The 24,739-nt window shown below is 66.9% G+C and carries 25 protein-coding genes; 21 read left to right on the top strand and 4 right to left on the bottom strand.

What is annotated here, in order from left to right; genetic code table 11:
- Nucleotides 1-49: 49 nt before the first annotated feature.
- Complete coding sequence (locus QUV35_RS11850) at nt 50-1,117, bottom strand: MBL fold metallo-hydrolase (protein ID WP_300874028.1); 1,068 nt, start codon at nt 1,115-1,117, stop codon at nt 50-52.
- Nucleotides 1,118-1,242: 125 nt separating this feature from the next.
- Between QUV35_RS11850 and QUV35_RS11845 the strand changes: the two genes are divergently transcribed.
- Nucleotides 1,243-1,644: a MerR family DNA-binding transcriptional regulator gene (locus QUV35_RS11845; protein ID WP_300874025.1), complete on the top strand. Its 402-nt coding sequence runs from the start codon at nt 1,243-1,245 to the stop codon at nt 1,642-1,644.
- A 25-nt stretch (nt 1,645-1,669) separates the two neighbouring features.
- On the opposite strand, the gene QUV35_RS11840 is transcribed toward QUV35_RS11845, so the two are convergent.
- Nucleotides 1,670-2,275, bottom strand: coding sequence for a YigZ family protein (locus QUV35_RS11840; RefSeq protein WP_300874023.1), 606 nt, complete (start codon nt 2,273-2,275; stop codon nt 1,670-1,672).
- 175 nt (nt 2,276-2,450) lie between these two features.
- Between QUV35_RS11840 and QUV35_RS11835 the strand changes: the two genes are divergently transcribed.
- From QUV35_RS11835 to QUV35_RS11795, 9 genes are all read left to right on the top strand, one after another.
- Nucleotides 2,451-2,834 carry a PaaI family thioesterase gene (locus QUV35_RS11835; RefSeq protein ID WP_300874020.1) on the top strand — a complete coding sequence of 128 codons (384 nt, stop codon included), beginning with the start codon at nt 2,451-2,453 and terminating at the stop codon, nt 2,832-2,834.
- Between the two features lie 34 nt (nt 2,835-2,868).
- Complete coding sequence (locus QUV35_RS11830; RefSeq protein ID WP_300874018.1) at nt 2,869-4,050, top strand: isovaleryl-CoA dehydrogenase; 1,182 nt, start codon at nt 2,869-2,871, stop codon at nt 4,048-4,050.
- 64 nt (nt 4,051-4,114) lie between these two features.
- On the top strand, nt 4,115-4,774 hold the full coding sequence (gene can / locus QUV35_RS11825) for a carbonate dehydratase (RefSeq protein ID WP_300874015.1): 660 nt from the start codon (nt 4,115-4,117) through the stop codon (nt 4,772-4,774).
- Nucleotides 4,775-4,788: 14 nt separating this feature from the next.
- Nucleotides 4,789-6,600 (top strand): bifunctional isocitrate dehydrogenase kinase/phosphatase, encoded by a 1,812-nt coding sequence (gene aceK / locus QUV35_RS11820; RefSeq protein ID WP_300874011.1) that lies wholly within the window; start codon nt 4,789-4,791, stop codon nt 6,598-6,600.
- Between the two features lie 30 nt (nt 6,601-6,630).
- On the top strand, nt 6,631-7,818 hold the full coding sequence (locus QUV35_RS11815) for an acetyl-CoA C-acyltransferase (RefSeq protein WP_300874008.1): 1,188 nt from the start codon (nt 6,631-6,633) through the stop codon (nt 7,816-7,818).
- An 18-nt stretch (nt 7,819-7,836) separates the two neighbouring features.
- Nucleotides 7,837-8,961: an acyl-CoA dehydrogenase family protein gene (locus tag QUV35_RS11810; protein ID WP_300874005.1), complete on the top strand. Its 1,125-nt coding sequence runs from the start codon at nt 7,837-7,839 to the stop codon at nt 8,959-8,961.
- A 266-nt stretch (nt 8,962-9,227) separates the two neighbouring features.
- The gene (gene trkA / locus QUV35_RS11805) at nt 9,228-10,619 is read left to right on the top strand and encodes a Trk system potassium transporter TrkA (protein ID WP_300874003.1); all 1,392 of its coding nucleotides are present in this window, start codon (nt 9,228-9,230) and stop codon (nt 10,617-10,619) included.
- A gap of 17 nt (nt 10,620-10,636) precedes the next feature.
- Nucleotides 10,637-12,109 carry a potassium transporter TrkG gene (locus tag QUV35_RS11800; protein ID WP_300874000.1) on the top strand — a complete coding sequence of 491 codons (1,473 nt, stop codon included), beginning with the start codon at nt 10,637-10,639 and terminating at the stop codon, nt 12,107-12,109.
- 9 nt (nt 12,110-12,118) lie between these two features.
- A complete protein-coding gene (locus tag QUV35_RS11795; protein ID WP_300873997.1) occupies nt 12,119-13,582 on the top strand; it encodes a potassium transporter TrkG in 1,464 nt (487 codons plus the stop codon).
- Between the two features lie 121 nt (nt 13,583-13,703).
- Here QUV35_RS11795 and QUV35_RS11790 read toward each other — a convergent pair whose 3' ends face one another.
- On the bottom strand, nt 13,704-14,408 hold the full coding sequence (locus QUV35_RS11790) for a glutathione S-transferase N-terminal domain-containing protein (protein WP_300873995.1): 705 nt from the start codon (nt 14,406-14,408) through the stop codon (nt 13,704-13,706).
- A 100-nt stretch (nt 14,409-14,508) separates the two neighbouring features.
- On the opposite strand from QUV35_RS11790, the gene QUV35_RS11785 reads away from it, so the two are divergent.
- From QUV35_RS11785 to QUV35_RS11775, 3 genes are read left to right on the top strand one after another with little or no spacing between them, the layout of a single operon-like run.
- Entirely contained in the window at nt 14,509-14,934 is a 426-nt protein-coding gene (locus QUV35_RS11785; RefSeq protein WP_300873993.1) for a rhodanese-like domain-containing protein, read from the top strand.
- Entirely contained in the window at nt 14,931-15,305 is a 375-nt protein-coding gene (locus QUV35_RS11780) for a YchJ family metal-binding protein (RefSeq protein ID WP_300873991.1), read from the top strand. The genes QUV35_RS11785 and QUV35_RS11780 overlap by 4 nt, the downstream gene beginning before the upstream one ends.
- The gene (locus QUV35_RS11775; protein WP_300873989.1) at nt 15,302-15,970 is read left to right on the top strand and encodes an HAD family phosphatase; all 669 of its coding nucleotides are present in this window, start codon (nt 15,302-15,304) and stop codon (nt 15,968-15,970) included. Before QUV35_RS11780 ends, QUV35_RS11775 begins: the two co-directional genes overlap by 4 nt.
- Here QUV35_RS11775 and QUV35_RS11770 read toward each other — a convergent pair.
- Complete coding sequence (locus tag QUV35_RS11770) at nt 15,944-16,996, bottom strand: AraC family transcriptional regulator (protein ID WP_300873985.1); 1,053 nt, start codon at nt 16,994-16,996, stop codon at nt 15,944-15,946. The two genes, QUV35_RS11775 and QUV35_RS11770, sit on opposite strands and share 27 nt — an antisense overlap.
- 121 nt (nt 16,997-17,117) lie before the next feature.
- Here QUV35_RS11770 and QUV35_RS11765 point away from each other — a divergent pair, with 121 nt between their 5' ends.
- From QUV35_RS11765 to QUV35_RS11730, 8 genes are read left to right on the top strand one after another with little or no spacing between them, the layout of a single operon-like run.
- Nucleotides 17,118-18,740, top strand: coding sequence for a carboxyl transferase domain-containing protein (locus tag QUV35_RS11765; RefSeq protein ID WP_300873982.1), 1,623 nt, complete (start codon nt 17,118-17,120; stop codon nt 18,738-18,740).
- 44 nt (nt 18,741-18,784) lie between these two features.
- Entirely contained in the window at nt 18,785-19,114 is a 330-nt protein-coding gene (locus QUV35_RS11760; protein WP_300873980.1) for a type II toxin-antitoxin system VapB family antitoxin, read from the top strand.
- Entirely contained in the window at nt 19,111-19,512 is a 402-nt protein-coding gene (locus tag QUV35_RS11755; protein ID WP_300873977.1) for a PIN domain nuclease, read from the top strand. Before QUV35_RS11760 ends, QUV35_RS11755 begins: the two co-directional genes overlap by 4 nt.
- The gene (locus tag QUV35_RS11750) at nt 19,500-20,015 is read left to right on the top strand and encodes a DinB family protein (RefSeq protein WP_300873975.1); all 516 of its coding nucleotides are present in this window, start codon (nt 19,500-19,502) and stop codon (nt 20,013-20,015) included. The genes QUV35_RS11755 and QUV35_RS11750 overlap by 13 nt, the downstream gene beginning before the upstream one ends.
- 31 nt (nt 20,016-20,046) lie before the next feature.
- On the top strand, nt 20,047-21,183 hold the full coding sequence (locus QUV35_RS11745; RefSeq protein WP_300873972.1) for an acyl-CoA dehydrogenase family protein: 1,137 nt from the start codon (nt 20,047-20,049) through the stop codon (nt 21,181-21,183).
- Nucleotides 21,184-21,191: 8 nt separating this feature from the next.
- Nucleotides 21,192-21,983: an enoyl-CoA hydratase/isomerase family protein gene (locus tag QUV35_RS11740; protein ID WP_300873969.1), complete on the top strand. Its 792-nt coding sequence runs from the start codon at nt 21,192-21,194 to the stop codon at nt 21,981-21,983.
- A 6-nt stretch (nt 21,984-21,989) separates the two neighbouring features.
- Nucleotides 21,990-22,619, top strand: a complete 630-nt coding sequence (locus QUV35_RS11735) for a DUF4126 domain-containing protein (RefSeq protein WP_300873967.1) — start codon at nt 21,990-21,992, stop codon at nt 22,617-22,619.
- The gene (locus QUV35_RS11730; protein WP_300873964.1) at nt 22,619-24,700 is read left to right on the top strand and encodes an acetyl/propionyl/methylcrotonyl-CoA carboxylase subunit alpha; all 2,082 of its coding nucleotides are present in this window, start codon (nt 22,619-22,621) and stop codon (nt 24,698-24,700) included. Before QUV35_RS11735 ends, QUV35_RS11730 begins: the two co-directional genes overlap by 1 nt.
- The last annotated feature ends 39 nt before the right edge of the window (nt 24,701-24,739 follow it).

Below are 24,739 nucleotides of genomic sequence, written 5' to 3'. Positions count from 1 at the left end.
CAGACTCAATCCGGGTGAACACCCGATACAACCTATTGAAGCTTCACAACTAGACAGGTCTGAAGCGCCAGACGCCGGCAGCGTCCTGTTCGCGCACCATCTCGCCCGCCATCCACAACCAGTGCAGGTGCGCCACCGCCTCGCCCATGGCGAAGGTGGTCTGGTGCAGATCGAGCGCACGGGGAAACAGCACGGGCAGGATGTCGGCCGCGCTGCTGGGCTTCGCACGGCAGGCCGCGCGCACCTCTTCCAGCCGGTCGCGGTGGTGGTCCTGCAGCTGCCGGATGCGTTCATGCAGGCCGGTGAACGGCTTGCCGTGTGAAGGCAGCACCAGCGTGTCCTCGGGCAGCAGCAGGTATTTTTCGATCGAATCCAGAAACAGCGTGAGCGAGTCGGCCTCGGGCTCCTGGTCGTAGACGCTGACGTTGGTGGAAATGCGTGGCAGCACCATGTCGCCGCTGATCAGCACGCCCAGCGCTTCGCCATGCAGCGCCATGTGTTCGGGCGCGTGGCCGTAGCCGCTGATGCAGCGCCACAGGTTCCCGCCGATGGGGACCTGCAGACCGTCGTACAAGCGGCGGTACTGCGCCGGCACGGACGGCACGAGATTGGGGTAGTAGCTGGCGCGGCCGCGGATCTTCGCCAGGCTGTCGGGGTCGCTCAGGCCTTGCGAGGCGAAGAAGGCGGCCGCGGCTTCACCGCCAAAACCGGTGGTGCTCTGCGATCCGATGCGCGCCATGGTGAAGTCGGTCGCGCTCACCCACAAACGGCAGGCCCACTTGTCGCACAACCAGTCCGCCAGCCCGATGTGGTCGGGGTGCATGTGCGTGACGATCACGCGCAGCACCGGAAGGCCTTCGAGTTCGTTGGCAAAGATCGCTTCCCACTGCGCCTTGGCCTCGTCGTGCGAGATGCAGCAGTCCACCACCGTCCAGCCCTCGCGGCCGTCGATCCGGTCGCGCAGCAGCCAGAGGTTGATGTGGTCGAGCGCGAAGGGCAGGGCCATGCGGATCCACTTCACGCCGGGTGCCACGTGCAGCGCCCGGCCGGGCTCGGGCAGTGCTTCCCCCAGCGGGTAGTGCAGGCGGGCTTCGAGCTGTTCGCGGCTGGGGTTCATGCGTCGGGATTCCGTTAAGATGCCAAAGTGACGTTGACGTAAACGTCAAAAGGGGCATTCTACGGAGCGGCACCGCCGCGCACTGTCTGCAACCCGACACGGCCTGAAACGACAGCCTCGAACCCATGGTGACGAACCCGACCTACACGATCAGCGATCTGGCGCGCGAGTTCGACCTCACCACCCGCGCCATCCGCTTTTATGAAGACATGGGGCTGCTGCAGCCGCAGCGCGAAGGACCGGGCGGACGCAACCGGATCTACACCGCGCGCGACCGCACACGACTCAAGCTCACGCTGCGCGCCAAGCGGCTGGGGCTGTCCTTGACCGAAGCCAAGGACATCATCGACACCTACGACAGCCCGCGCGACACCGGTCCGCAGCTGCGCAAGTTTCTCACCGTGCTCGCCGACCACCGGCGCCAGCTGGAGGAGCAGATGGCCGACCTGGTGGCCAACCTCGACGAGGTGAAGGTGCACGAGAAGGAAGCCCGTGCGCTGCTGTCCCGGCTGGACAAAAAACCCTGAGTTCCCCTGCCTGCGCGCGCAGGTGTCAGCCGGGGTCGTCTTTGTCTGCCTTGCGCCACGCCACCCGTCCCTGACCGGCATCGTTGATGCGGGCCACCAGCGCCGCAGCGCGGGACCCGGGAACGCGGATCGTGGCATCCACCCCGTCGCCGTGCCGCACTTCGGCCAGCATGGCGCCAAAGCCGTCGAGTTCGCGCCGCAGCCAGCCTTCGAGCGCGTAGGGCAGCACACAGCGCAGCAACTGCCAGCGGATCACCGGCACCTTGTCTGCGCCCAGCAGCGCCCGGGCCACGCTGTCGGTGTAGGCGCGCACCAGTCCGCCTGCGCCCAGCGGCGTGCCGCCGTAGTAGCGCACCACCGTGGCCAGCACACCTTCAAGGTCCTGGTGGCGCAGCACCTCGAGCATGGGCCGACCGGCCGTGCCACCGGGTTCGCCATCGTCGTTGGCCGCCGAGTGACCGCCGGCCATCAGGGCCCAGCACACATGGGTGGCGCCGGGGTGTTCGGCGCGCAATGCGGCCACCCGCGCCAGCGCCCCGGCGCGCCCGGCCACCGGCTCCACGCAGCCGATGAAGCGGCTCTTCTTGAGCGTCTGGTCGCTGTGGACCGGGGCGTTGAGGGTGAAGGGCATGGCCCGCCGAGCATAGTCCTGCCCCAAGGCCTGTGAAATTGACGTTTACGTAAACGTCAACGTAGAATCGACGACCCTTCCCCGCACCGGAGCCGCCCTGAACCCGCCCACTTTCGAACCCCGCGATCCCGACTTTGCTGCCCGGGTGCGCGCCAGCTTTGCTCGCCAGGCGGCCATGCGGACGCTGGGCGCCACGCTCGCCGTGGTCAAGCCCGGCCAGGTGGAGATCACCCTGCCTTGGGCCGAGCCCCTGACCCAGCAGCACGGCTTCCTGCACGCCGGCATGGTCGCCACGGCGCTCGACTCGGCCTGCGGTTACGCCGGGTTCTCACTGATGGCGTCCGACGCGGCGGTGCTCACCATCGAGTTCAAGATCAACCTGCTGGCACCGGCGCAGGGCGAGCGCTTCCGCATGGTCGGCACGGTCGTCAAACCGGGGCGCACCGTCACGGTGTGCGAGGGTCAGGCCTACGCCATCGATGGCGGACGCGAAAAACTGGTGGCCACCATGGGCTGCACGCTCATGGCCGTGGTGGGCCGCGATCACATCCAGGGCTGAAGCCCGCCGTTCTTTTCATCTGGAGACCTTTCCCATGACCAACCTGCCCGGCCTCAATTTCCAGCTCGGTGAAGACATCGACGCCCTGCGCGACGCGGTGCGCGACTTTGCGCAAGCCGAGATCGCACCACGCGCCGCCGAGATCGACCGCAACGACCAGTTCCCGATGGACCTGTGGCGCAAGATGGGCGACCTCGGCGTGCTCGGCATCACCGTGGACGAGACCTACGGCGGCGCCGGCATGGGTTACCTGGCCCACATGATCGCCATGGAGGAAATCTCGCGCGCCTCGGCCAGCGTGGGCCTGTCCTACGGCGCGCACAGCAACCTGTGCGTGAACCAGATCAAGCGCAACGGCAACGAGGCACAGCGTGCGAAGTACCTGCCCAAGCTCATCAGCGGCGAGCACGTGGGTGCGCTCGCCATGAGCGAACCCGGCGCCGGCTCGGACGTGATCAGCATGAAGCTCAAGGCCGAGGACAAGGGCGGTTACTACCTGCTCAACGGCAGCAAGATGTGGATCACCAACGGGCCCGATGCCGACACCATGGTGGTCTACGCGAAATCAGAGCCCGAAATGGGCGCACGCGGCGTCACCGCATTCCTCGTCGAAAAAGGCATGAAGGGCTTCAGCACGGCGCAAAAGCTCGACAAGCTCGGCATGCGCGGCAGCCACACCGGCGAGATGGTGTTCAACAACGTGGAAGTGCCGATGGAGAACATCCTGGGCGGCCTGAACAACGGCGCCAAGGTGCTCATGAGCGGGCTGGACTACGAACGCGCCGTGCTCACCGGCGGACCGCTGGGCATCATGCAGGCGGTCATGGACAACATCGTGCCGTACATCCACGACCGCAAGCAGTTCGGCCAGAGCATCGGCGAGTTCCAGCTCATCCAGGGCAAGGTGGCCGACATGTACACCGTGCTGCAGGCCGGACGCGCGTTTGCCTACACGGTGGCCAAGAACCTCGACATGCTGGGCACCGAGCACGTGCGCCAGGTGCGCAAGGACTGCGCCTCCGTCATCCTGTGGTGCGCCGAAGAGGCCACCAAGATGGCCGGCAACGGCATCCAGATCTTCGGTGGCAACGGCTACATCAACGAATACCCGCTGGGCCGCCTGTGGCGCGATGCCAAGCTCTACGAGATCGGCGCCGGCACCAGCGAGATCCGGCGCATGCTGATCGGCCGCGAGCTGTTCGCCGAGACCTGCTAACTTCCGGGGCTTCGCGTGCGATTGAAACCGCTTCGATCGCGCCGCCACCTCCCGAGACCACCGCATGACCTCGCACCTGCAGAACCTGTTTGACCACAACCGCGCCTGGGCCGCCGAGATGGTGGCGCAGCGCCCGACTTTTTTCACCGAGTTGCTCAAGCAGCAGAGTCCGCGCTACATGTGGATCGGGTGTTCCGACAGTCGCGTGCCGGCGAACCAGATCACCGGGCTTGCGCCGGGCGAGGTGTTCGTGCACCGCAACGTGGCCAACGTGGTGGTGCCCACCGACCTGAACTGCCTCTCGACCATCCAGTACGCGGTGGACGTGCTCAAGGTCGAACACCTGATGGTGGTCGGTCACTACGGCTGCGGCGGTGTGCAGGCCGCACTCCGGGATGTGCGCGTGGGCCTGGCCGACAACTGGCTGCGCCACATCAAGGACGTGCGCGACCGCCACGCCGGGCTGATCGACGACCTGCCCGAGCAACGCCGTGCCGATGCCCTGTGCGAGCTCAATGCGATCGAGCAGGTGATGAACGTGGCGCAGACCACCGTGGTGCAGGACGCCTGGAGCCGGGGTCAGTCGCTCACGCTGCACGGCTGGGTCTATGGCCTGAGCGATGGCCTGCTCAAAGACCTGCTGATCACCGCCGAAGGGTCGGCGGGGCTGGACGCCATCTACCGCACGGCCGTGGCTGCCGTGACCGCGCGCCACCTCGGCTGAACCCCGCCCGCCCCATGTTTCCCCAGCGCCTCGACTCGACCCTGGCCTACGCGGTTGCCAAGGCCATGATGGACGGCTTCAACCGGCACTACCGCTTGTTCCGCACCGAGTCGGCCCGCGCGAAACACCGGTTCGAGACGCGCGACTGGCGTGGCCAGCAGCGCGCCCAGCGCGAGCGCATCGAGTTCTACGACCTGCGCGTCAAGGAATGTGTGATGCGCCTGATGAAGGAGTTCGGCGCCGACGAACTGCCGATGGAGGTGTGGGAGCAGGTCAAGCTGCACTACATCGGCTTGCTGGTGAACCACCACCAGCCCGAGCTGGCCGAGACCTTCTTCAACTCGGTCACCACCAAGATCCTGCAACGCGCCTATTTCCAGAACGATTTCATCTTCGTGCGCCCGGCGGTCTCCACCGAATACATCGAAAACGAAGAGCCGAGCGCGAAGCCCACCTACCGCTGCTACTACCCGACGGCCGGCACCATGCAGCCCGAGGTGCTGCGCCTGTTGCAGGACTTCGACCTGCGGGTGCCGTTCGAAGACCTGGAGCGCGACGCCGCGCTGGTGCTGGGTGCGATGAAGCGGCACTTCGACCACGTGAAGCTGCGCGCCAACTTCCAGTTCCAGGTGCTCTCGGGCCTGTTCTTTCGCAACAAGGGCGCCTATGTGGTGGGCAAGATCATCAACGGCTTCCAGGAGGTGCCGTTTGCCCTGCCGATCCTGCACAACACCGACGGCAAGCTGGTGGTGGACGCCGCGCTGTTCGGCGAGGACGACCTGCTGATCCTGTTCAGCTTCGCGCGCGCCTACTTCATGGTCGACATGGAGATACCGAGCGCCTATGTGCAGTTCCTGCGCAGCATGATGCCGCGCAAGCCGCGTGCCGAGTTCTACAACGCACTGGGCCTGGCCAAGCAGGGCAAGACGCTGTTCTACCGCGACTTCCTCTTCCACATGCGGCACAGCACCGACAAGTTCCGCATCGCGCCCGGCATCAAGGGCATGGTGATGCTGGTGTTCGATCTTCCGAGCTTTCCGTTCGTGTTCAAGGTCATCAAGGACTTCTACCCGCCGCAAAAGGACACCTCGCGCGAGCAGATCCGTGGCAAGTACCTGCTGGTCAAGCAGCACGACCGCGTGGGCCGCATGGCCGACACGCTGGAGTTTTCCGAAGTGGGTTTTCCGCGCAGCCGTTTCACCGACGAGCTGATCGCCGAGATCCAGAAGTTCGCGCCCAGCCAGCTGGAGATCTCGGACCGCGATGGCGACGGCACCACCGAGGTGGTGCTCAAGCACTGCTACATCGAGCGCCGCATGATCCCGCTCAACATCTACCTGCAGGAAGCGTTCGATGCGCTGCAGGTGCAGGCCGACGACCCCGCCGCGAGCGCACAGCTCGAGCGCGCAGTGGTCGAATACGGCAACGCCATCAAGGACCTGGTGGCCGCCAACATCTTCCCCGGCGACATGCTGTGGAAGAACTTCGGCATCACGCGCCACGGCAAGGTGGTGTTCTACGACTACGACGAGATCGAATACATCACCGACTGCAACTTCCGCCGTGTGCCCGCGCCGCGCAACGAGGAAGACGAAATGTCGGGCGAGGTCTGGTACACGGTGCACAAGCACGACGTGTTCCCCGAAACCTTCGGCCCCTTCCTGCTCGGCAACCCGCTGGTGCGCAAGGTCTTCATGAAGCACCACGCCGAGCTGCTCGATGCCGCCTTCTGGCAGTCGCACAAGGAGCGCATCACCGCCGGTCATGTGTTCGATGTGTTTCCCTACGAGAGCGAGCGGCGTTTCCTGTCGCACGCGCTGGCCTGAAATTTTTCCACCCCTTCAAGGAGATTCACCATGTCCACAGCAGACCCCATCGTCATCGTCGGCGCCGCCCGCACGCCCATGGGCTCGTTCCAGAGCGACTTCGCCAGCCTGTCCGCCCACGACCTCGGTGGTGCGGCCATCCGGGCGGCTGTGCAGCGCAGCGGGGTGGACCCGTCGCAGGTCGACGAAGTGCTGTTCGGCAACTGCCTGATGGCTGGCCAGGGTCAGGCGCCGGCACGCCAGGCGGCGTTCAAGGGCGGCCTGCCGAAGTCGGCGGGCGCGGTGACACTGTCCAAGATGTGCGGATCGGGCATGAAGGCCACCATGCTGGCGCACGACATGATCGCTGCCGGCAGTGCCAGCGTGATGGTGGCCGGCGGCATGGAAAGCATGACCAACGCTCCCTACCTCATGCTCAAGGGCCGCGGCGGTTACCGCATGGGCCACGACAGGATTTACGACCACATGATGCTCGACGGGCTGGAAGACGCCTACGAGGCTGGCCGCTCCATGGGCACCTTCGGTGAAGACTGCGCCGCGAAGTACAGCTTCACCCGCGAACAGCAGGACGCGTTTGCCATTGCCTCGGTCACTCGCGCCAAGGCCGCCACCGAAAGCGGCGCCTTCGCCACCGAGATCACGCCCGTGACGGTGAAAGACCGCAGCGGCGAGCGTGTGGTGTCCACCGACGAAGGCCCGGGCAAGGTCAAGCTCGACAAGGTCACCAGCCTCAAGCCCGCCTTCAAGAAGGACGGCACCATCACGGCGGCGTCGAGTTCGTCGATCAACGATGGCGCCGCCGCGCTGGTGCTCATGCGCCAGTCCACCGCGCTGGCTCAGGGTCTCAAGCCGCTGGCGCGCATCGTGGCCCACGCCACCCACGCCCAGGAACCCAACTGGTTCGCCACCGCTCCGGTGGGCGCCACGCAGAAGCTGCTGGCCAAAACCGGCTGGAGCGTGGCCGACGTCGACCTCTGGGAAATCAACGAGGCCTTCGCCGTGGTGCCGATGGCACTCATGACCGAACTGAACATTCCACACGAGAAGGTCAACGTCAACGGCGGCGCCTGCGCGCTGGGCCACCCGATCGGCGCCAGCGGCGCACGCATTCTCGTCACGCTGCTGCACGCGCTGCAGGCGCGCGGCGGCAAGAAGGGTGTGGCGACCTTGTGCATCGGTGGCGGCGAAGCCACCGCCATGGCGATTGAGCTGGTGTAACCCGGACACGACCTGGCCATGCTGAACCAAGACCAACTCATGATCCGCGACGCGGTGCGCAGCTTTGCCCAGGAGCAGCTCTGGCCGCACGCGGCGAAGTGGGACAAGGAACACCACTTTCCGGCCGACGTGCACAAGGGCCTGGCCGAACTCGGTGCCTATGGCATCTGTGTGCCCGAGGCGCTGGGCGGCGCAGGGCTGGATTACGTGACGCTGGCCGTGGTGCTGGAAGAAATCGCGGCCGGTGACGGCGGCACCAGCACGGCGATCTCGGTGACCAACTGCCCGGTCAACGCCATCCTGATGCGATACGGCAACGCGGCCCAGCAGGAGCAGTGGCTGCGTCCGCTGGCTGCCGGACAGATGCTGGGCGTGTTCTGCCTGACCGAACCGCACGTGGGCTCGGACGCGTCGGCCTTGCGCACGACGGCGGTCAGGGAGGGCGACGCGTATGTGCTCAACGGCGTCAAGCAGTTCATCACCAGCGGCAAGAACGGGCAGCTGGCGATCGTGATCGCGGTCACCGACAAGGGCGCGGGCAAGAAGGGCATGAGCGCCTTTGTGGTGCCCACCAGCACCCCGGGCTATGTGGTGGCCCGGCTGGAGGACAAACTCGGCCAGCACAGCAGCGACACGGCGCAGATCCTTTTCGACAACTGCCGCATTCCAGCCGACCACCTGATCGGTGCCGAGGGCGAGGGTTACAAGATCGCGCTGTCCGCGCTGGAGGGCGGGCGCATCGGCATCGCCGCACAGAGCATCGGCATGGCACGCAGTGCGTTCGATTGCGCGCTGGCGTACTCGAAAGACCGCAGCAGCTTCGGCCAGCCCATCTTCAACCACCAGGCGGTGGGCTTCCGGCTGGCCGACATGGCCACGCAGATCGAAGCCGCGCGCGCGCTGACCCACCACGCGGCCGCCTTGCGCGACGCGGGCCAGCCCTGTTTGAAAGAGGCGGCCATGGCCAAGCTGTTCGCCAGCGAGATGGCCGAGGCCGTGTGCACCGCCGCCATCCAGGTGTTTGGCGGCTACGGCTATGTGAGCGACTTCCCCGTGGAGCGCATTTACCGGGACGTGCGGGTGTGCCAGATCTATGAAGGCACCTCGGACATCCAGAAAATCATCATTGCACGAGGGTTGTAACCCCCTGCGCCGCTGACGCGGCTTCCCCCTGAGAGGGGGACGATGCCAGAGGCCCGTCCTGAGCTTGTCGAAGGGCGGTTCCTCGGCATCTCCCGGTTCAGGCACGCGCTTCGGGCGAAAGGTGGAACGGTCGCAAATGCGTCAGTACCGTTCTCGGCGCGAAATGCCTTGCACCCAGGATGCCGTGGAACCGGCTCTGCCGGGCCACAGGCATCGCCCCCTGGGGGGTGACGCCGCAGGCGGCGCGGGGGGTACCATTCGTCACCATGAACATCATCATCCTGGGTGCCGGCCGCGTCGGCGAAAGCGTCGCCGAGAGCCTGGTCTCCGAGCAGAACGACATCACCGTCATCGACATGGACCCGGCCCGCCTGCGCAGCCTGGAAGAGCGGATCGACCTGCGCGGTGTGGTGGGCAACGGCATCCAGCCCTCGGTGCTGCGGGAGGCGGGTGCGAAAGACGCCGACATGGTGATCGCCTGCGCCGCCAACGACGAAACCAATCTGGTGGTCTGCAAGGTGGCGCACGACATCTTCAACGTGCCCAGCACCATTGCACGCCTGCGCTCGCCCGAATTCATCGAAGGCGACGAGCTGCTCGGCAAGAATGGATTTTCGGTGGACCATGTGATCTGCCCGGAAGAGTCGGTGATGCGCTATCTCCACCAGCTCATCAGCTACCCCGAGGCCCTGCAGGTGCTGGAATTCGCCGACGGCCGTGCCAGCCTGATCGCCATTCGGGCCACCCATGGGGGCTCGCTGGTGGGTCACACCATCGGCGAGTTCCGCGAACGCTTCCCCCACGCCGAGATGCGCGTGGTCGCGCTGTACCGGCTCGACACCGAAATGGAAGCCACCAAGACCACACGCATCCTGGCCGGCGACGAGGTGTTCGTGCTGGCCGACACGCACAAGATCCGCTACGTGCTCGGCGCCATCCACAACATCGACGAACCGGTCAAACGCATCATGATCGCCGGCGGTGGCAAGGTGGGCCTGCGGCTGGCGCGTTCGCTGCAGGGCCAGTGCCAGGTGAAGATCATCGAACGCTTCAAGCCGCGCTGCGAATACCTGGCCAGCCAGCTTCCCTCGAGCATGCTGATCCTCAACGGCGACGGCGCCGACGAAGACCTGCTGCTGGAAGAAAGCGTGGGCGAAATGGACATGTTTCTCGCGCTCACCAGCGACGACGAGGACAACATCATGTCGGCCATGCTGGCCAAGCGCATGGGCGCCGGACGCGTGATGGCCCTGATCAACCGACGCGCCTACGCCGACATGATGCAGGGCAGCACGATCGACATCGCGATCTCGCCCTCGCAGACCGTGATCGGTGAACTGCTCACCCACTTGCGCCGCGGCGACGTGGCGGCCGTGCACAGCCTGCGCCGCGGAGCGGCCGAGGCGCTCGAAGGCATCGCGCGCGGAGACGTCAAGACCAGCAAGCTGGTGGGCCGCAAGGTCGAGGAGCTCAAGCTGCCCAAGGGCGTGCGCATCGGCGCCATCGTGCGTGGCGAGGGCAACCGCTCCGAGGTGCTCATGCCGCACCACGACACGGTGATCGAGACCGACGACCACATCATCATGTTCATTCCGAACAAGCGCCTGGTGCGCGAGGTCGAAAAGCTGTTCCAGGTCGGCGCCACCTTCTTCGGCTGAAGCCGCAGCCGATCCCCATGCCGTTGTTGCGCGTCTTTCCGGTGCTGGGCGCCATCGTCATGGTGTTCTCGCTCACCCTGCTGGTTCCATGGGTGGTGTCGTGGTGGTCGCAAGACGGCGCCCAGGGCGCCTACTGGCCGGCGCTCGCCACCACCTTTCTCGTCGGCCTGCTGTTGCGCAGCGCGGTGCTCAAGGTGGGCCGCAAGGTGGAGCTGCAGACGCGCGACGGCATCCTGCTCGTGGGGCTGGTGTGGACCCTGCTGCCACTCATGGCCTGCCTGCCGCTGTTGATGTATTTCGGCCAGACGGCCAACCCGATCAGCCTGACCGACGCCTACTTCGAGGCCATGTCCGGCCTGACCACCACCGGCGCCACGGTGATCACCGGGCTGGACGCATTGCCCGGCTCCATCAACCTGTGGCGCTGTTTCCTGCAGTGGCTCGGCGGCATGGGCATCCTGGTGCTGGCGGTGGCGATCCTGCCGATGCTGGGCGTGGGCGGCAGCCAGCTGTTTCGCGCCGAGGCCACCGGGCCGATGAAGGACGCCAAGCTCACGCCGCGCATCACCGAGACCGCCAAGGGCCTGTGGAGCGTGTACTGCCTGCTGTCTGCGGCCTGCGTGCTGGCCTACTGGCTGGGGGGCATGACGCCGCTGGACGCCTGGGCCCACATGTTCACCACCCTGAGCCTGGGGGGCCTGTCGACGCACGACAGCAGTTTCGGGTACTTTCAATCGCCCACGCTGGAGTGGGTGGCCATCTTCTTCATGCTGGTGGCCAGCTGCAACTTCGCCCTGTACTTCGTGGCCATCGCCAAGCGCCAGCCGGCGCGCATCTGGCGCGACGCCGAATGGCGAGGCACCATGACGCTGATGCTGTGCGCCAGCGTGTTCGTGGCCGGCCTGCTGCTGGTCAAGGGCACCATGACCGACCCGCTGGAGACCTTGCGGGTGGCCCTGTTCAACGTGATCTCCATCGGCTCGACCACCGGTTACGCAACGATGGACTACACCACCTGGCCGGTGTTTGCGCCGCTGTTCATGATCATGCTGTCGGGTGTGGCCACCAGCGCGGGCTCCACCGGTGCCGGCATCAAGATGGCGCGCGTGCTGATCCTGCTCAAGCAGGCGCGGCGGGAAATGTCGCGCATCATCCACCCGCGCGCGGTGTACCCGGTTCGCCTGGGCGCCTACATGGTGGACAACGGCACGCTGCTGTCCGTGCTGGGCTTCATGCTGGTCTACGGCGGCACGATCATCGGGTTGACCTTGCTGCTGCTGCTGTCCGACCTGCCGTTTGACACGGCGTTCTCGGCGGTGGTGGCCAGCGTGAACAACATGGGCCCGGGACTCAACGAGGTCGGGCCTGCGGGCAACTTCCAGGGGTTGACCGACTTCCAGACCTGGGTGTGCACCCTGGCCATGCTGCTGGGCCGGCTGGAAATGCTGTCCTTCCTCGTTTTGTTCACCCCCGGCTTCTGGCGCAAATAAACTGCCGACATGCTTTTCACGCTGCTGCCCGTGCTCTCGGTGTTCTCCCGCATCCTGCTGGCGTTCGCCCCCGCGTTTCTCGTGCCGCTGGCCTGGGCCTGGTTCCTGGACGCGCGGGACCACGCGTTGATCTGGGCCTACGGGTTTGCCTTCACCACCGCCTGCGGCATGGTCCTGTGGCGCACCACCCACCGGTTCCGCCGCGAACTGCAGGCCAAGGATGGCTTCCTGCTGGTCAACCTGGTGTGGATGCTGTTGCCTGCGTTCGCGGCCGCACCCCTGATGTTCACCGTGCCCGGGATCAGCTGGACCACGGCGTACTTCGAGTCCATGAGCGCACTGACCGCCACCGGCTCGACCGCGTTGTCCGGGCTGGACGCGCTGCCGGTGTCGGTCAATGTGTGGCGCTGCTTCCTGCAACTGCTGGGCGGCCTGGGCATCATGCTGCTGGTGGTCGCGGTGCTGCCGATGCTGGGGCTGGGTGGTGTGCAGCTCTACCGGGCCGAGACGCCCGGCCCGATGAAGGACACCAAGTTCACGCCACGGATCTCCGAGACGGCGCGCGGCCTGTGGGGGGTGTACGTGCTCTTCTCGGTGGCCTGCATGCTGGCCTACCGCTGGGCCGGCATGAGCTGGGCCGACGCCTTCATGCACATGTGCACCACCATGGGCCTGGGTGGTTTTTCCTCGCACGATGCCAGTTTCGGTTTCTGGAACTCGCCGACCATCGAGGCCGTGGCCACGGTGTTCATGACGCTGGCCGGGGTGAGTTTCATGCGCTACTTCATCGTGCTGCGCCAGCGCTCCCTGCGCCCGCTCACCCGGGACCGCGAGATCCGCACCTATGTCAGCGTGCTCGTGGTGTCGGTGCTGCTGGTGGCCATCCTGCTCACGGCGCACGGCGTGATCGACAACTTTCCCGAGGCCTTGCGCACCAGTGCGTTTCATGTCGTGTCGGTGGCCACGACCACCGGCTATGCCTCCACCGACTACTCGCTGTGGCCGGTGTTCGCACCGGTCCTGCTGATGTTTCTGGGCTGCTTTGTCTCGTGTGCCGGCTCCACCGGCGGCGGCATCAAGCTGGTGCGCATGGTGCTGCTGATCAAGCAGGCGCGGCGTGAGCTGGTGCGCATCGTGCACCCCCGGGTGGTCAACCCGGTCACGCTCGGTGGGGCGATCATGTCGACGTCGGTGATGACCGCCGTGTTCGGCTACATGCTGATCTACGGCGCCGTCACCATGGGGCTGACCATGCTGTTGCTGTTCACCGGCCTGGACATCGTGACCGCGTTCTCGGCGGTGGTGGCCACGGTCAACAACATCGGTCCGGGCCTGGGCCTGGTCGGTCCGGCCAGCAACTTCGGCGTGCTGAGCGACTTTCAGCTCTGGGTGCTGACGTTTGCGATGTTGCTCGGTCGGCTGGAACTGCTGGCGGTGCTGGTGTTGTTCACCGGGCACTTCTGGAGGAAGTAGCGTGCTCCCCCCGCGCCGCGCTTGCAGCGCGTCACCCCCCTCCAGGAGGGGGGCGGCACACTGCGGACCGGCGCAGCCGGATCCGCTGTGCCCCTGGGTTGGGGCACTTCACTCGTTGCGCTCAGCTGCGCGGCGGGATGTTCAGGCCGCGTTGCACCGCCGGGCGCTGTTCGAAGGCCGCGAGCACGCGGGGCAGTTCGGTGAATTCGCTGAAGCCCACCTGTTCGCTGGCGCCGTAGAAGCCCACCAGGGTGCGCAGCCAGGGCCAGATGGCGATGTCGGCGATCGTGTAGTCCTGTCCCATGATCCAGTCGCGCCCGGCCATGCGCTGGTTCAGCACGGCGAGCAGGCGCCGGGTTTCGTTGAGGTAGCGGTCGCGTGGGCGCTTGTCCTCGAAGTCCTTGCCGGCGAATTTGTGAAAGAACCCGAACTGGCCGAACATCGGCCCCACGCCGCCCATCTGGAACATCAGCCACTGCAGCGTTTCGTACCGCGCGGCCGGATCGGCACTCAGGAACCGGCCGGTCTTCTCGGCCAGGTAGATCAGGATGGCGCCCGACTCGAACAAGGCCAGCGGCCGCCCGCCCGGGCCATCGGGGTCGATGATGGCGGGGATCTTGTTGTTCGGGTTGAGCGACAGAAAGGCCGGCGAGAGCTGGTCGTTGGACTCGAAGCTCACCAGGTGCGCTTCAAAGGGCAGGCCGGTTTCCTCCAGCATGATGGACGCCTTCACCCCGTTGGGCGTGGGCAGCGAGTACAGCTGCAGGCGCTCGGGGTGCCGTGCGGGCCATTTCTTCGTGATGGGAAAGGTGTCGAGCGGTGTCATGTGGGGTCTCTCCAGGACGGGGTCTTGATTGGAACACCTGTGCCGCACCACCCGGGTGCGGCAAGGGCATCGATAATTCTCGCTTCAACGGAGACACAACATGCCCATCACCAAAGGTTCGCAGGCGCTCGTGGCCGAGGCCAGCGCCCAGATCACCACCTACAGCGTGGCCGAGATCCAGGCCCGCCTGGCCGCCGGCGACGCGCGCCTGCAGCTGGTCGATATCCGTGATGTGCGCGAGCTCGAGCGCGAAGGCACGGCGGTGGGCGCGCTGCACGCGCCGCGCGGCATGCTCGAGTTCTGGGTCGATCCGGCCTCTCCCTACTTCAAGCCCGTGTTTGCCGACGAGAGCCGCGAGTTCGTCCTCTACTGCGGGGCGGGCTGGCGCAGTGCGCTGGCCACCAAGGCATTGCAGGACATGGGCATGACCAATGTGGCCCACATCGACGGCGGTTTCACCGACTGGTTGAAGCAGGGCGCTCCGGTGGAAACGCTGGAGCAGCGCCGGGCGAAGAAAGCCGGATGAAGGACCCCTGCCCCTGTGGGCGCGGCGCGGGCTTCGATGCCTGCTGTGCCCGCTACATGGGCACGGGCGTGCCCGCACCCGACGCCGAATCGCTGATGCGCTCGCGCTACACAGCGTTTGTGCGCGGTGATGCGGCGCACCTGCTGGCCACCTGGCATGAGAGCACGCGGCCCGCTGCGATCGAGCTCGATGCGGGCGTGAAGTGGCTGGGAATTGAAGTGAAGCGGCACACACCTGTTGACGAAACGCACGCCGAGGTCGAATTCGTCGCCCGATCCCGCCTGCAGGGCCGTGGCCAGCGCCTGCACGAGCGCAGCCGCTTCGTGCGCGAAGGGGGGCACTGGTGGTACGTCGATGGAGAGCTCTTGTGACGCAGTTCGAGGGTGTTCTGTTTGACTGCGACGGCGTGCTCGTGGACAGCGAGCCCATCACCAACGGTGTGTTGCGCGAGGTGCTCAACGAGAGCGGCTGGGCGCTCACGCAGGAAGAGTGCATGGCCATCTTCATCGGCAAGGCGGTGCGCGACGAGCGTGCGCGCATCGAGGCCGAGACCGGACAACCGCTGACCGACGCCTGGATGCGTGCGTTTTACGCGCGGCGCGATGCGCGGCTGCGCGCCGAGCTGCAGCCGGTGCATGGAGCCCTCGAGGTGGTGATGGCCGCGCACCGCCATGCGGGTGGCCGCATCGCCTGCGCGTCGGGTGCCGACCGGCCCAAGGTCGTGATGCAGATCGAGATGGCGGGCATGCAGCCCTATTTTGGCGACCGCATCTTCAGTGGACATGACCAGCCACGCTCCAAGCCTGCGCCCGATGTCTATCTGGCCGCTGCGGCCCACCTGGGCGTCGATCCGGCGCGCTGCCTGGTGATTGAAGACACCGGCACCGGCGCCCAGGCCGGCCTGGCCGCGGGCGCCACGGTGTGGGGCTATTGCGCGCAAGGCCATGGTCGCGCGTTTGCCGGACTCGCCGTGCACCGGGTGTTCCACCGCATGCACGACCTGCTGGACTCACTGGCCCCGGAACTCGCCCGGTGACTGCCCCGTCCAGCCCTTGAAGGCGCGGATGAAGCTCTTCTCGTTCTGGAACCCCGCCGCCTCGGCCACCTGTTTGATCGGCTTGCGGCTGCGCAGCAGCAGATCGGCGGCGCGCTGGCGGCGCACCTCGTCCTTGAGGCGCTGCAGCGACGCGCCTTCGTCCTTGAGCTGGCGGTGCAGCGTGCGCGGCGAGGTGTGGAGCAGGGCCGCGAGATCGTTTGCGTTGTGCGCGTCCTGCGGGCGGCTGGCCAGCAGCGCGCGCACGCGCTGCACCAGCAGCCGGTCCCGCCGGTAGGACCGCACGGTCAGAAACAGGGCACGCTGCAGCAGCTGGTTCATGGCCGCTTCGTCGCGCCGCACCGGCAGGCCCAGGTAGCGCGCGTCGAAGTGGATGGCCGCGTGCTCGGCGTCGAAGCGGGTCGGGCCGTCGAACAGCACCGTGTAGGCGTCTGCATGCGGTGGCGCCGGGTGGGCGAACCAGGCCCCCTGCAGCGGAATGCGCGAATCCACATACCAGCTCGCCAGGCCGTGGATGTTGCGCAGCACCGAGACCGCTCCGAGCTCGGCCATCGCCCCGGGGTCGTGGTGCAGGCGCAGGACGATGCTGGCCACCTCTCCCGCGACCTCCACGGACAGCGTGACATCGGGCGCCAGCAGCCCGTGGTGGCGGCACCAGCGCTTGAGCGCCACCCCCAGCGTGGGGCTGGAGAGCGAGGCGCGCGCGAGCAGGCCGTAGCTGCCCCAGGGCAGCGGCCGGGTGAAGCACCCCAGGGCTTCATCGTCGAGTTCGCGCATGGCCGCGTCCGAGACCACCTCCATCTGCGTGGCGGTGATTCGACCCACGGGATCGACCAAATGTGATGGCGCTATTTGTGCCAGCTCCAGGGCCCTCGACGGATCCATGCCGCGCGCGCGGTAGGCCATCACCATGGCCCGCACCAGCGCCGTGGGCGTGAGGGCCGGACCGTCCAGCAGCGGCGGTGCATCGGGTGCGTCCGACGGGCGGCGGGGGGAGGCTTGGGGCATACCCTGATTTTGAGACGGCTTGGCAGCATTTGCAACCCGACTGACCGACAGGACGCTGCGCCCACCCCTATCCTCCACAATGACCCGAATCCCCCACCAGACAACCTGACAGGACAGCGACATGTCGACCCTGGAGACACAACTCAACGCCCGCTCTGCCGACTTTCAGGCCAACGCCGCCGCCATGAAGGCTGTGGTGGACGACCTGCGCGCGCAGGTGGCCAGGTCCACCTTCGGCGGTGGCGACGTGGCCCGTGCCAGACACACCGCGCGCGGCAAGCTGCTGCCGCGCGACCGCGTGCAGATGCTGCTCGACCCCGGCACGCCGTTTCTCGAGCTGAGCCCGCTGGCCGCGCTCAACATGTATCCCGACCGCGACGGCACCGACAGCGCGCCCTGTGCCGGTGTGATCACCGGCATTGGCCGGGTGAGCGGGGTCGACTGCCTGATCGTGTGCAACGACGCCACGGTCAAGGGCGGCACCTACTACCCCATGACGGTGAAGAAACACCTGCGGGCGCAGGAGGTGGCGATGCAGAACAACCTCACCTGCATCTACCTGGTGGACTCGGGCGGCGCCAACCTGCCCAACCAGGACGACGTGTTCCCCGACCGGGACCACTTCGGCCGCATCTTCTACAACCAGGCCAACATGTCGGCCAACGGCATCGCGCAGATCGCGGTGGTCATGGGTTCGTGCACGGCCGGCGGGGCGTATGTGCCCGCCATGAGCGACGAGACCATCATCGTCAAGAACCAGGGCACCATCTTTCTGGGCGGCCCGCCGCTGGTCAAGGCCGCCATCGGCGAGATCGTGAGCGCCGAGGACCTGGGCGGCGGCGACGTGCACACGCGTCTGTCGGGCGTGGCCGACCACCTCGCCCAGAACGACGCGCACGCACTGGCTCTGGCGCGCCAGGCCGTGGCCACGCTCAACAAGCGCAAGCAGGCCACGCAGGCGCTGCGCGAGCCGCGTGCACCGCTCCATCCCACCGAAGAGATCTACGGCGTGATCCCGGTCGACACCCGCAAGCCCTACGACGTGCGCGAGATCATCGCCCGCCTCGTCGACGGCAGCGAGTTCCACGAATTCAAGGCGCGCTTCGGTGCGACGCTGGTCTGCGGCTTCGCCCACATCGAAGGCATGCCGATCGGCATCGTGGCGAACAACGGCGTGCTGTTTTCCGAGAGCGCGCAGAAGGGCGCGCACTTCATCGAGCTGTGCTGCCAGCGCAAGGTGCCGCTGTTGTTCCTGCAGAACATCACCGGCTTCATGGTCGGCAAGAAGTACGAAAGCGAAGGCATCGCGCGCCACGGCGCCAAGATGGTCACCGCCGTGGCCACCGCCCAGGTGCCCAAGTTCACCGTGATCATCGGTGGCAGTTATGGCGCCGGCAACTACGGCATGTGCGGCCGCGCCTACAGCCCGCGCTTTCTCTGGATGTGGCCCAACGCCCGCATCTGCGTGATGGGCGGCGAGCAGGCCGCCGGCGTGCTGGCCACCGTCAAGCGCGACGGCATCGAGGCCAAAGGCGGCCGCTGGAGCGCCGAGGAAGAAGCGGCCTTCAAACAGCCGGTGCTCGACCAGTTCGGCCACCAGTCGCATCCGTACTACTCCAGCGCGCGCCTGTGGGACGACGGTGTGATCGACCCCGCCGACACGCGCCGCGTGCTGGGCCTGGCGCTCTCGGCTGCGCTCAATGCGCCGATCGGCGAGCCGAAGTTCGGTGTGTTCCGCATGTGATGTGTATGATTATTTGATTTCATACACATCCGGAGGCCTGTTCCATGCGAACCAACATTGAAATCGACGACGACTTGATGGCTGCGGCCATGGCGGCGGGCGGCTTCAAGACCAAAAAGGAAGCGGTCGAAGAGGGCTTGCGGCTTGTGCGCCGGCGCAAGGTGTACGAGGGCTTGTTGGCCTTGCGCGGCCAGTTGCAGTGGGACGATTCCGACGAAGGCTGGGCGAGCGCTCGCGCAGAAGAATCACGGACGCCTGCCGTTCAGGAGCCCACGTCGTCCTGGGCCGAAAGGCCCAGGGCCGCTGCCGCCAAAAAGTCCAAACCGTCGCCTGCTGGCAAAACCGCTGCGAGCGGACGGAGCCAGCGGAAATGATTCTGGTGGACTCCAGCGTCTGGATCGACTTCTTTCGCGGCCAACGCAGCGCTCCATGCGTCGCCTTGGCCCAGTGCCTGGGCGACCCCAGCGCAGAAGTCGGCATGGCGGACCTGGTGCTGTTCGAGGTGATGCGTGGGTTCCGGGAGGGTGGGCAGATGCGCGAGGCGCAGTCGCTGCTGGGCGCGCTGCCGCAGGTGAGCATCGGGGGCACGGAGCACGCGCTGAAGGCCGCTGAACGTTACCGCCAGCTGCGCGCTCGGGGCCGCACTGTGCGCAGCCCCATCGACGTGCTGCTCGCCAGCTACTGCATGACACACGGCCATGTGCTGTTGCACCGCGACGCCGACTTCGAATCCCTCAAGGGTCTGGGAGGGCTGGACACATGGCCGCATTGAACCCCTGGCAAGCCCACTTCGTGCAACTCGCCCGCTACAACGTGTGGGCCACGCAGCAGCTGCTCGCGGCCATCGAGCCGGTCAACGAGTTCGACTACCGGCGCGACCTGAGGCTGTTCTTCAAGAGCATCCACGGCACGCTCAACCACCTGCTGGTGGGTGAGCACCTGCTGTGGCAGCGGCGCTTTGCGCGCGGGGAGTCGCCCCAGCTGGCGCTGGACATGGAGGTCGAGCCCGAGCGCGACCGCCTGGCGCAGGCGCTGAAGGGTGGCGCCAAGGTGTGGGAGCCCCTGATCACCGGCTGGCCGGTCGAGCGTTTCAACGGCCGGCTCGAGTACACCAACATGCGCGGTCAGGCGATGAGCCTGCCGTTTGCCGCCACGCTGGCCCATGTGTTCAACCACGGCACGCACCACCGGGGCCAGATCAGCGCAGCACTCACTCAGCTCGGCCAGCCCGCGCCCGAGCTGGACCTGGTGTTCTTCCTGCAGCAGGCGGCCTGATCACACCTCCACCGCGAACGAGACACAAACCATGACCGCCACCATCTACGACAACCCCGATCACGAATTGCTGCGCGACCAGGTGGCGCGCTTCATCGCGCGCGAAGTGGAGCCGTTCGCCGCGGCCTGGGAAGAGACCGGCATGGTGCCGCGCGATGTGTTGCGCCGCATGGGCCAGGCGGGTTTGCTCGGCATCGCCTTTGAAGGCGAACACGGCGGCGGCGACGCCGACGCCCTGACCAACCTGGTGTTTGCCGAAGCGCTGTCGCAAAGCACCTTCGCCGGTTTCATCATCACCGTGCTGGTGCACACCGACATGGCCGGCCCGCACCTGCACCACGCCGGCACGCCGGCGCAGAAAGCGAAATACCTGCCGAAGGTGACGGCGGGTGAGCTGATCACCGCGGTGGGCATCAGCGAGCCGGGCGCCGGCTCGGACGTGGCCGGCATGCGCACCACCGCGCGCCGTGACGGCGACGACTGGGTCATCAACGGCACCAAGATGTTCATCACCAATGGTGTGCACGGCGACCTGTATTTCGTGGCCGCCAAGACCGGCACCGCGCGCCACGACATGTCGATGTTCATCGTCGAAAAAGGCACACCGGGCTTCACCGTGGGCCGCGCGCTCAAGAAGACCGGCTGGCTCTGCAGCGACACCGCCGAACTCGTGTTCGACCAGGTGCGCATACCGGCCGGGAACCTGCTGGGCGAGGAGGGCAAGGGCTTCTACTCGGTGATGAAGAATTTCCAGACCGAACGCATTGCGCTGGGTGCCATGGCCATCGGCCACTGCACACAGGCGCTCAAGATCACGCTGGACCACGTGCGCCAGCGCCAGGCCTTCGGTGCCACGCTGTGGGACCAGCAAACGATTCGCCAGCGCCTCTCGATGCTCGATGCCAAGGTGCGCGCGGCACGCCAGTTCATGTACCACTGTGCCTGGAGCGTGACCCAAGGCCACGACATCGTGCAGGAAGTGTCCATGCTCAAGGCGCTCACGGGCGAGCTGGTCAACGAGGTGGTGCAGACCTGCCAGCAGTTCCACGGTGGCATGGGGTTCATCCGCGAAACCGCCATTGAACGGCTGTGGCGCGACGCGCGCGTGCTGGCCATCGGCGGCGGTGCGACGGAAGTGATGCTCGAAGAAGTTGCGAAACGCTACTGAGGATGAACATGAGCAACGTGCTTGATGTGTCCCGCCCCGGCGCCCATGTGGCGCATGTGTGGCTCAACCGCCCCGATGTGCGCAACGCCTTCAACGACGACGTGATCGCGGCGTTGACCCGCACCTTTGAATCGCTGTCCAGGGACGAAGACCTGCGCGTGGTCGTGCTCGGCGCACACGGCAAGGCTTTCTGCGCCGGCGCCGATCTGAACTGGATGAAGGCCATGGCCGGCTACAGCTGGGACGAAAACCGCGCCGATGCGCAGAAGCTCGCCGACATGCTGTGGACGCTGGACCAGTGCCCGGTGCCGGTGGTGGGGCGCGTGCAGGGCGACTGCTACGCCGGTGGCATGGGGCTGGCTGCGATCTGCGATGTGCTGGTGGCCGTGGAAGGCGCGACCTTCTGCCTGTCGGAAGCGCGCCTGGGCCTGCTGCCCGCCACCATCAGCCCTTACGTGGTGCGCGCCCTGGGCACGCAGGCCTCGCGCCGCTACATGGTCACGGCCGAGCGATTCAGCGCGGTGCGCGCCCATGCGCTGGGCATGGTGCACGAACTCGCCACACCCGAGACGCTGGACGCCACGGTCGACGGCATCGTGGCCACCCTGGTCGCCAACGGCCCGAAGGCCGCGCGCGAATGCAAACGCCTGGTGCGCGACGTGAGCGGTCTGCCCATCACCGACGAGCTGCGTGGCGAGACCGCGCGCCGCATCGCCGACATCCGGGCCAGCGACGAAGGTCGCGAGGGCCTGCAGTCCTTTCTGGGCAAACGCGCGCCCGCCTGGTTGCCGCAAGGCTGAGCGGTCATGACCGACGTCCTCGCTTCACTGGGAACCCCCGAGCTGCTGGCCCTGGCCGGCGCGCTCGGCTGGGCCAGTGGCTTTCGCCTGTACGCGGTGGTGTTCCTGGTCGGCATGGCCGGTGCTGCAGGCTGGATGGAGTTGCCCGCGGGCTTGCAGGTGCTGCAGCACCCGGCCCTGCTCGGAGCCAGCGGCTTCATGCTGTTCGTCGAGTTCTTCGCCGACAAGATCCCGGTGGTCGACTCGCTGTGGGACATGGTCAACAGCGTGGTGCGCATTCCCGCCGGCGCTGCGCTCGCGGCCGGGGTGTTCGGTGCCGACAGCGGTGCCATGGCGCTGGCCGCCGCGCTGCTCGGCGGCTCGCTCGCCGCCACCAGCCAGGCCGCCAAGACCACCACGCGCGCGGCCATCAACGCCTCGCCCGAACCTTTTTCCAACATCGCCATGAGCCTGGTCGAGGACGGCCTGGTGGTTGGTGCCGTGTGGCTGGCCACCCACCACCCGGTGGCCTTTGGCGTGCTGCTGCTGATCACCGTGGTGCTGATGTGGATCGTCACCTGGATGCTTTTCAAATTCCTGCGCGTGGTGTTTCGCCGCGTGCAGGGTTTCTTCACCGGACCTGTCAAGGAAGCCTGATGTTCACCAAGATCCTGATTGCCAACAGGGGCGAAATCGCCTGCCGGGTGGCTGCCACCGCGCGCCGACTCGGCGTGCGCACCGTGGCCGTGTATTCCGACGCCGACGCCAGCGCCAAACACGTGGCGGCTTGTGACGAGGCGGTTCACATCGGCGGCAGCGCGCCCCGCGACAGCTACCTGCAGTGGGAGCGCATCATCGACGCCGCCAGGGCCACCGGCGCGCAGGCCATCCACCCCGGCTACGGCTTCCTGAGTGAAAACGACGCCTTCGCCAACGCCTGCGCCAGCGCCGGCATCGCCTTCATCGGCCCGCCCGCCTCCGCCATCCTGGCCATGGGCCTGAAGGCCGAGTCCAAGCAGCTCATGGAGAAGGCCGGTGTGCCGCTGGTGCCCGGCTACCACGAGGCCGACCAGGACCCGGCCATGCTGCAGCACGAAGCCAACCGCATCGGCTATCCGGTGTTGATCAAGGCCAGCGCGGGCGGTGGTGGCAAGGGCATGCGCGCGGTGGACAAGGCCGAAGACTTTGCAGACGCGCTGGCGAGCTGCCAGCGCGAGGCGCGCAACAGCTTCGGCAGCGACGCGGTGCTGATCGAAAAATACGTGCAGCGCCCGCGCCACATCGAGATCCAGGTGTTTGGCGACACGCACGGCAACTGCGTGTACCTGTTCGAGCGCGACTGCTCGGTGCAGCGCCGCCACCAGAAGGTGCTGGAAGAGGCCCCCGCGCCGGGCATGACGCCCGAGTTCCGCCAGCAGATGGGCGCTGCCGCCGTGGCCGCGGCCAAGGCGGTGAACTATGTGGGCGCCGGCACGGTGGAGTTCATCGTGGAGCAGCTCGATGGAAGTGACACCGCCGGGCCGCCCCAAGGTGGCACAGCCCCCTCGGGGGGCAGCGCACCACGCGCAGCGGGAAGCGTGGGGGTTCCCAACTTCTATTTCATGGAGATGAACACGCGGCTGCAGGTGGAACACCCGGTGACCGAAGCCATCACCGGGCTGGATCTGGTCGAGTGGCAGCTGCGTGTGGCCAGTGGCGAACCCTTGCCGCTGAAGCAGGAAGAGCTGCGCATCCACGGCCATGCGATCGAGGCGCGCATTTGCGCCGAGACCCCCGACAACAACTTCCTGCCCGCCACCGGCACGCTCGAGGTCTACCGCAAACCCTCGTGCACGGCGTTCGAGAGGGGCGTGGTTCGGGTCGACGACGGGGTGCGCGAAGGCGACACCATCAGTCCGTTCTACGACTCCATGGTGGCCAAGCTGATCGTGCATGGTGCGACCCGCCAGGAAGCACTGTCACGCCTGGACGCAGCGCTGGCCGAGACGCGCATCGTCGGCCTGTCCACCAACGTGCAGTTCCTGCGCCATGTGGTCAACAGCCCGTCGTTCGCGCAGGCCAACCTGGACACCGCGCTGATTCCGCGCGAGGCTGCGGTGCTGTTCCACCAGGACAAGGTGGGCGTGGCGCTGGCGGTGGCCTCGGCGGTGGCACAGACGCTGGTGGCCGAGCGCGCGCAGGAGGTGGCCGACCCGTTCTCGCGCCGCGACGGCTGGCGCCCGCACGGCCTGACGGTGCGTGGTTTCGACTTCGAATACCTCGGTGAGACCCTGCAGGCCCAGCTGACCTACCTGCACGACGGCGCGCTGCAACTCGCCGTCGGCGGGACCAGCGGTGTGCTGCGCTTCGAGGCCCTGCCCACCCAGGGGGGTGCCCGCATGGACCTGCAGTTCCAGGGCCAGCGTCAGACGGTGCAGACCTGGCAGCAGGGCGAGACGGTGCACATCTTCTGCGCGCTCGGCGCCACGCAGATCATCGAGATCGACGCGCTCGCCCACGCCGGCGTGGCCGCGGCCGATGGCGGGCGCCTGACCGCACCCATGCCCGGCAAGGTGCTGTCGTTCGCAGTGAAGGCGGGCGACGTGATCACCAAGGGCCAGGCGCTGGCGGTGATGGAAGCCATGAAGATGGAGCACACCATCGCCGCGCCCGCCGACGGCACCGTGGCCGAGTTGCTGTACGCGCCGGGCGACCAGGTGAGCGAAGGCGCCGAGCTGCTCAGGATCACCACCGCCTGATGCCCGAGATGGCGGTGACAGCGCGCGCAGGCCGCTTCT

It is taken from the genome of Hydrogenophaga sp. (genome assembly GCF_030373225.1).
GTDB lineage: Bacteria > Pseudomonadota > Gammaproteobacteria > Burkholderiales > Burkholderiaceae_C > Hydrogenophaga.
The sequence above is the reverse complement of the archived record's forward strand: the minus strand, read 5'-3'. Positions and strand labels throughout refer to the sequence as shown.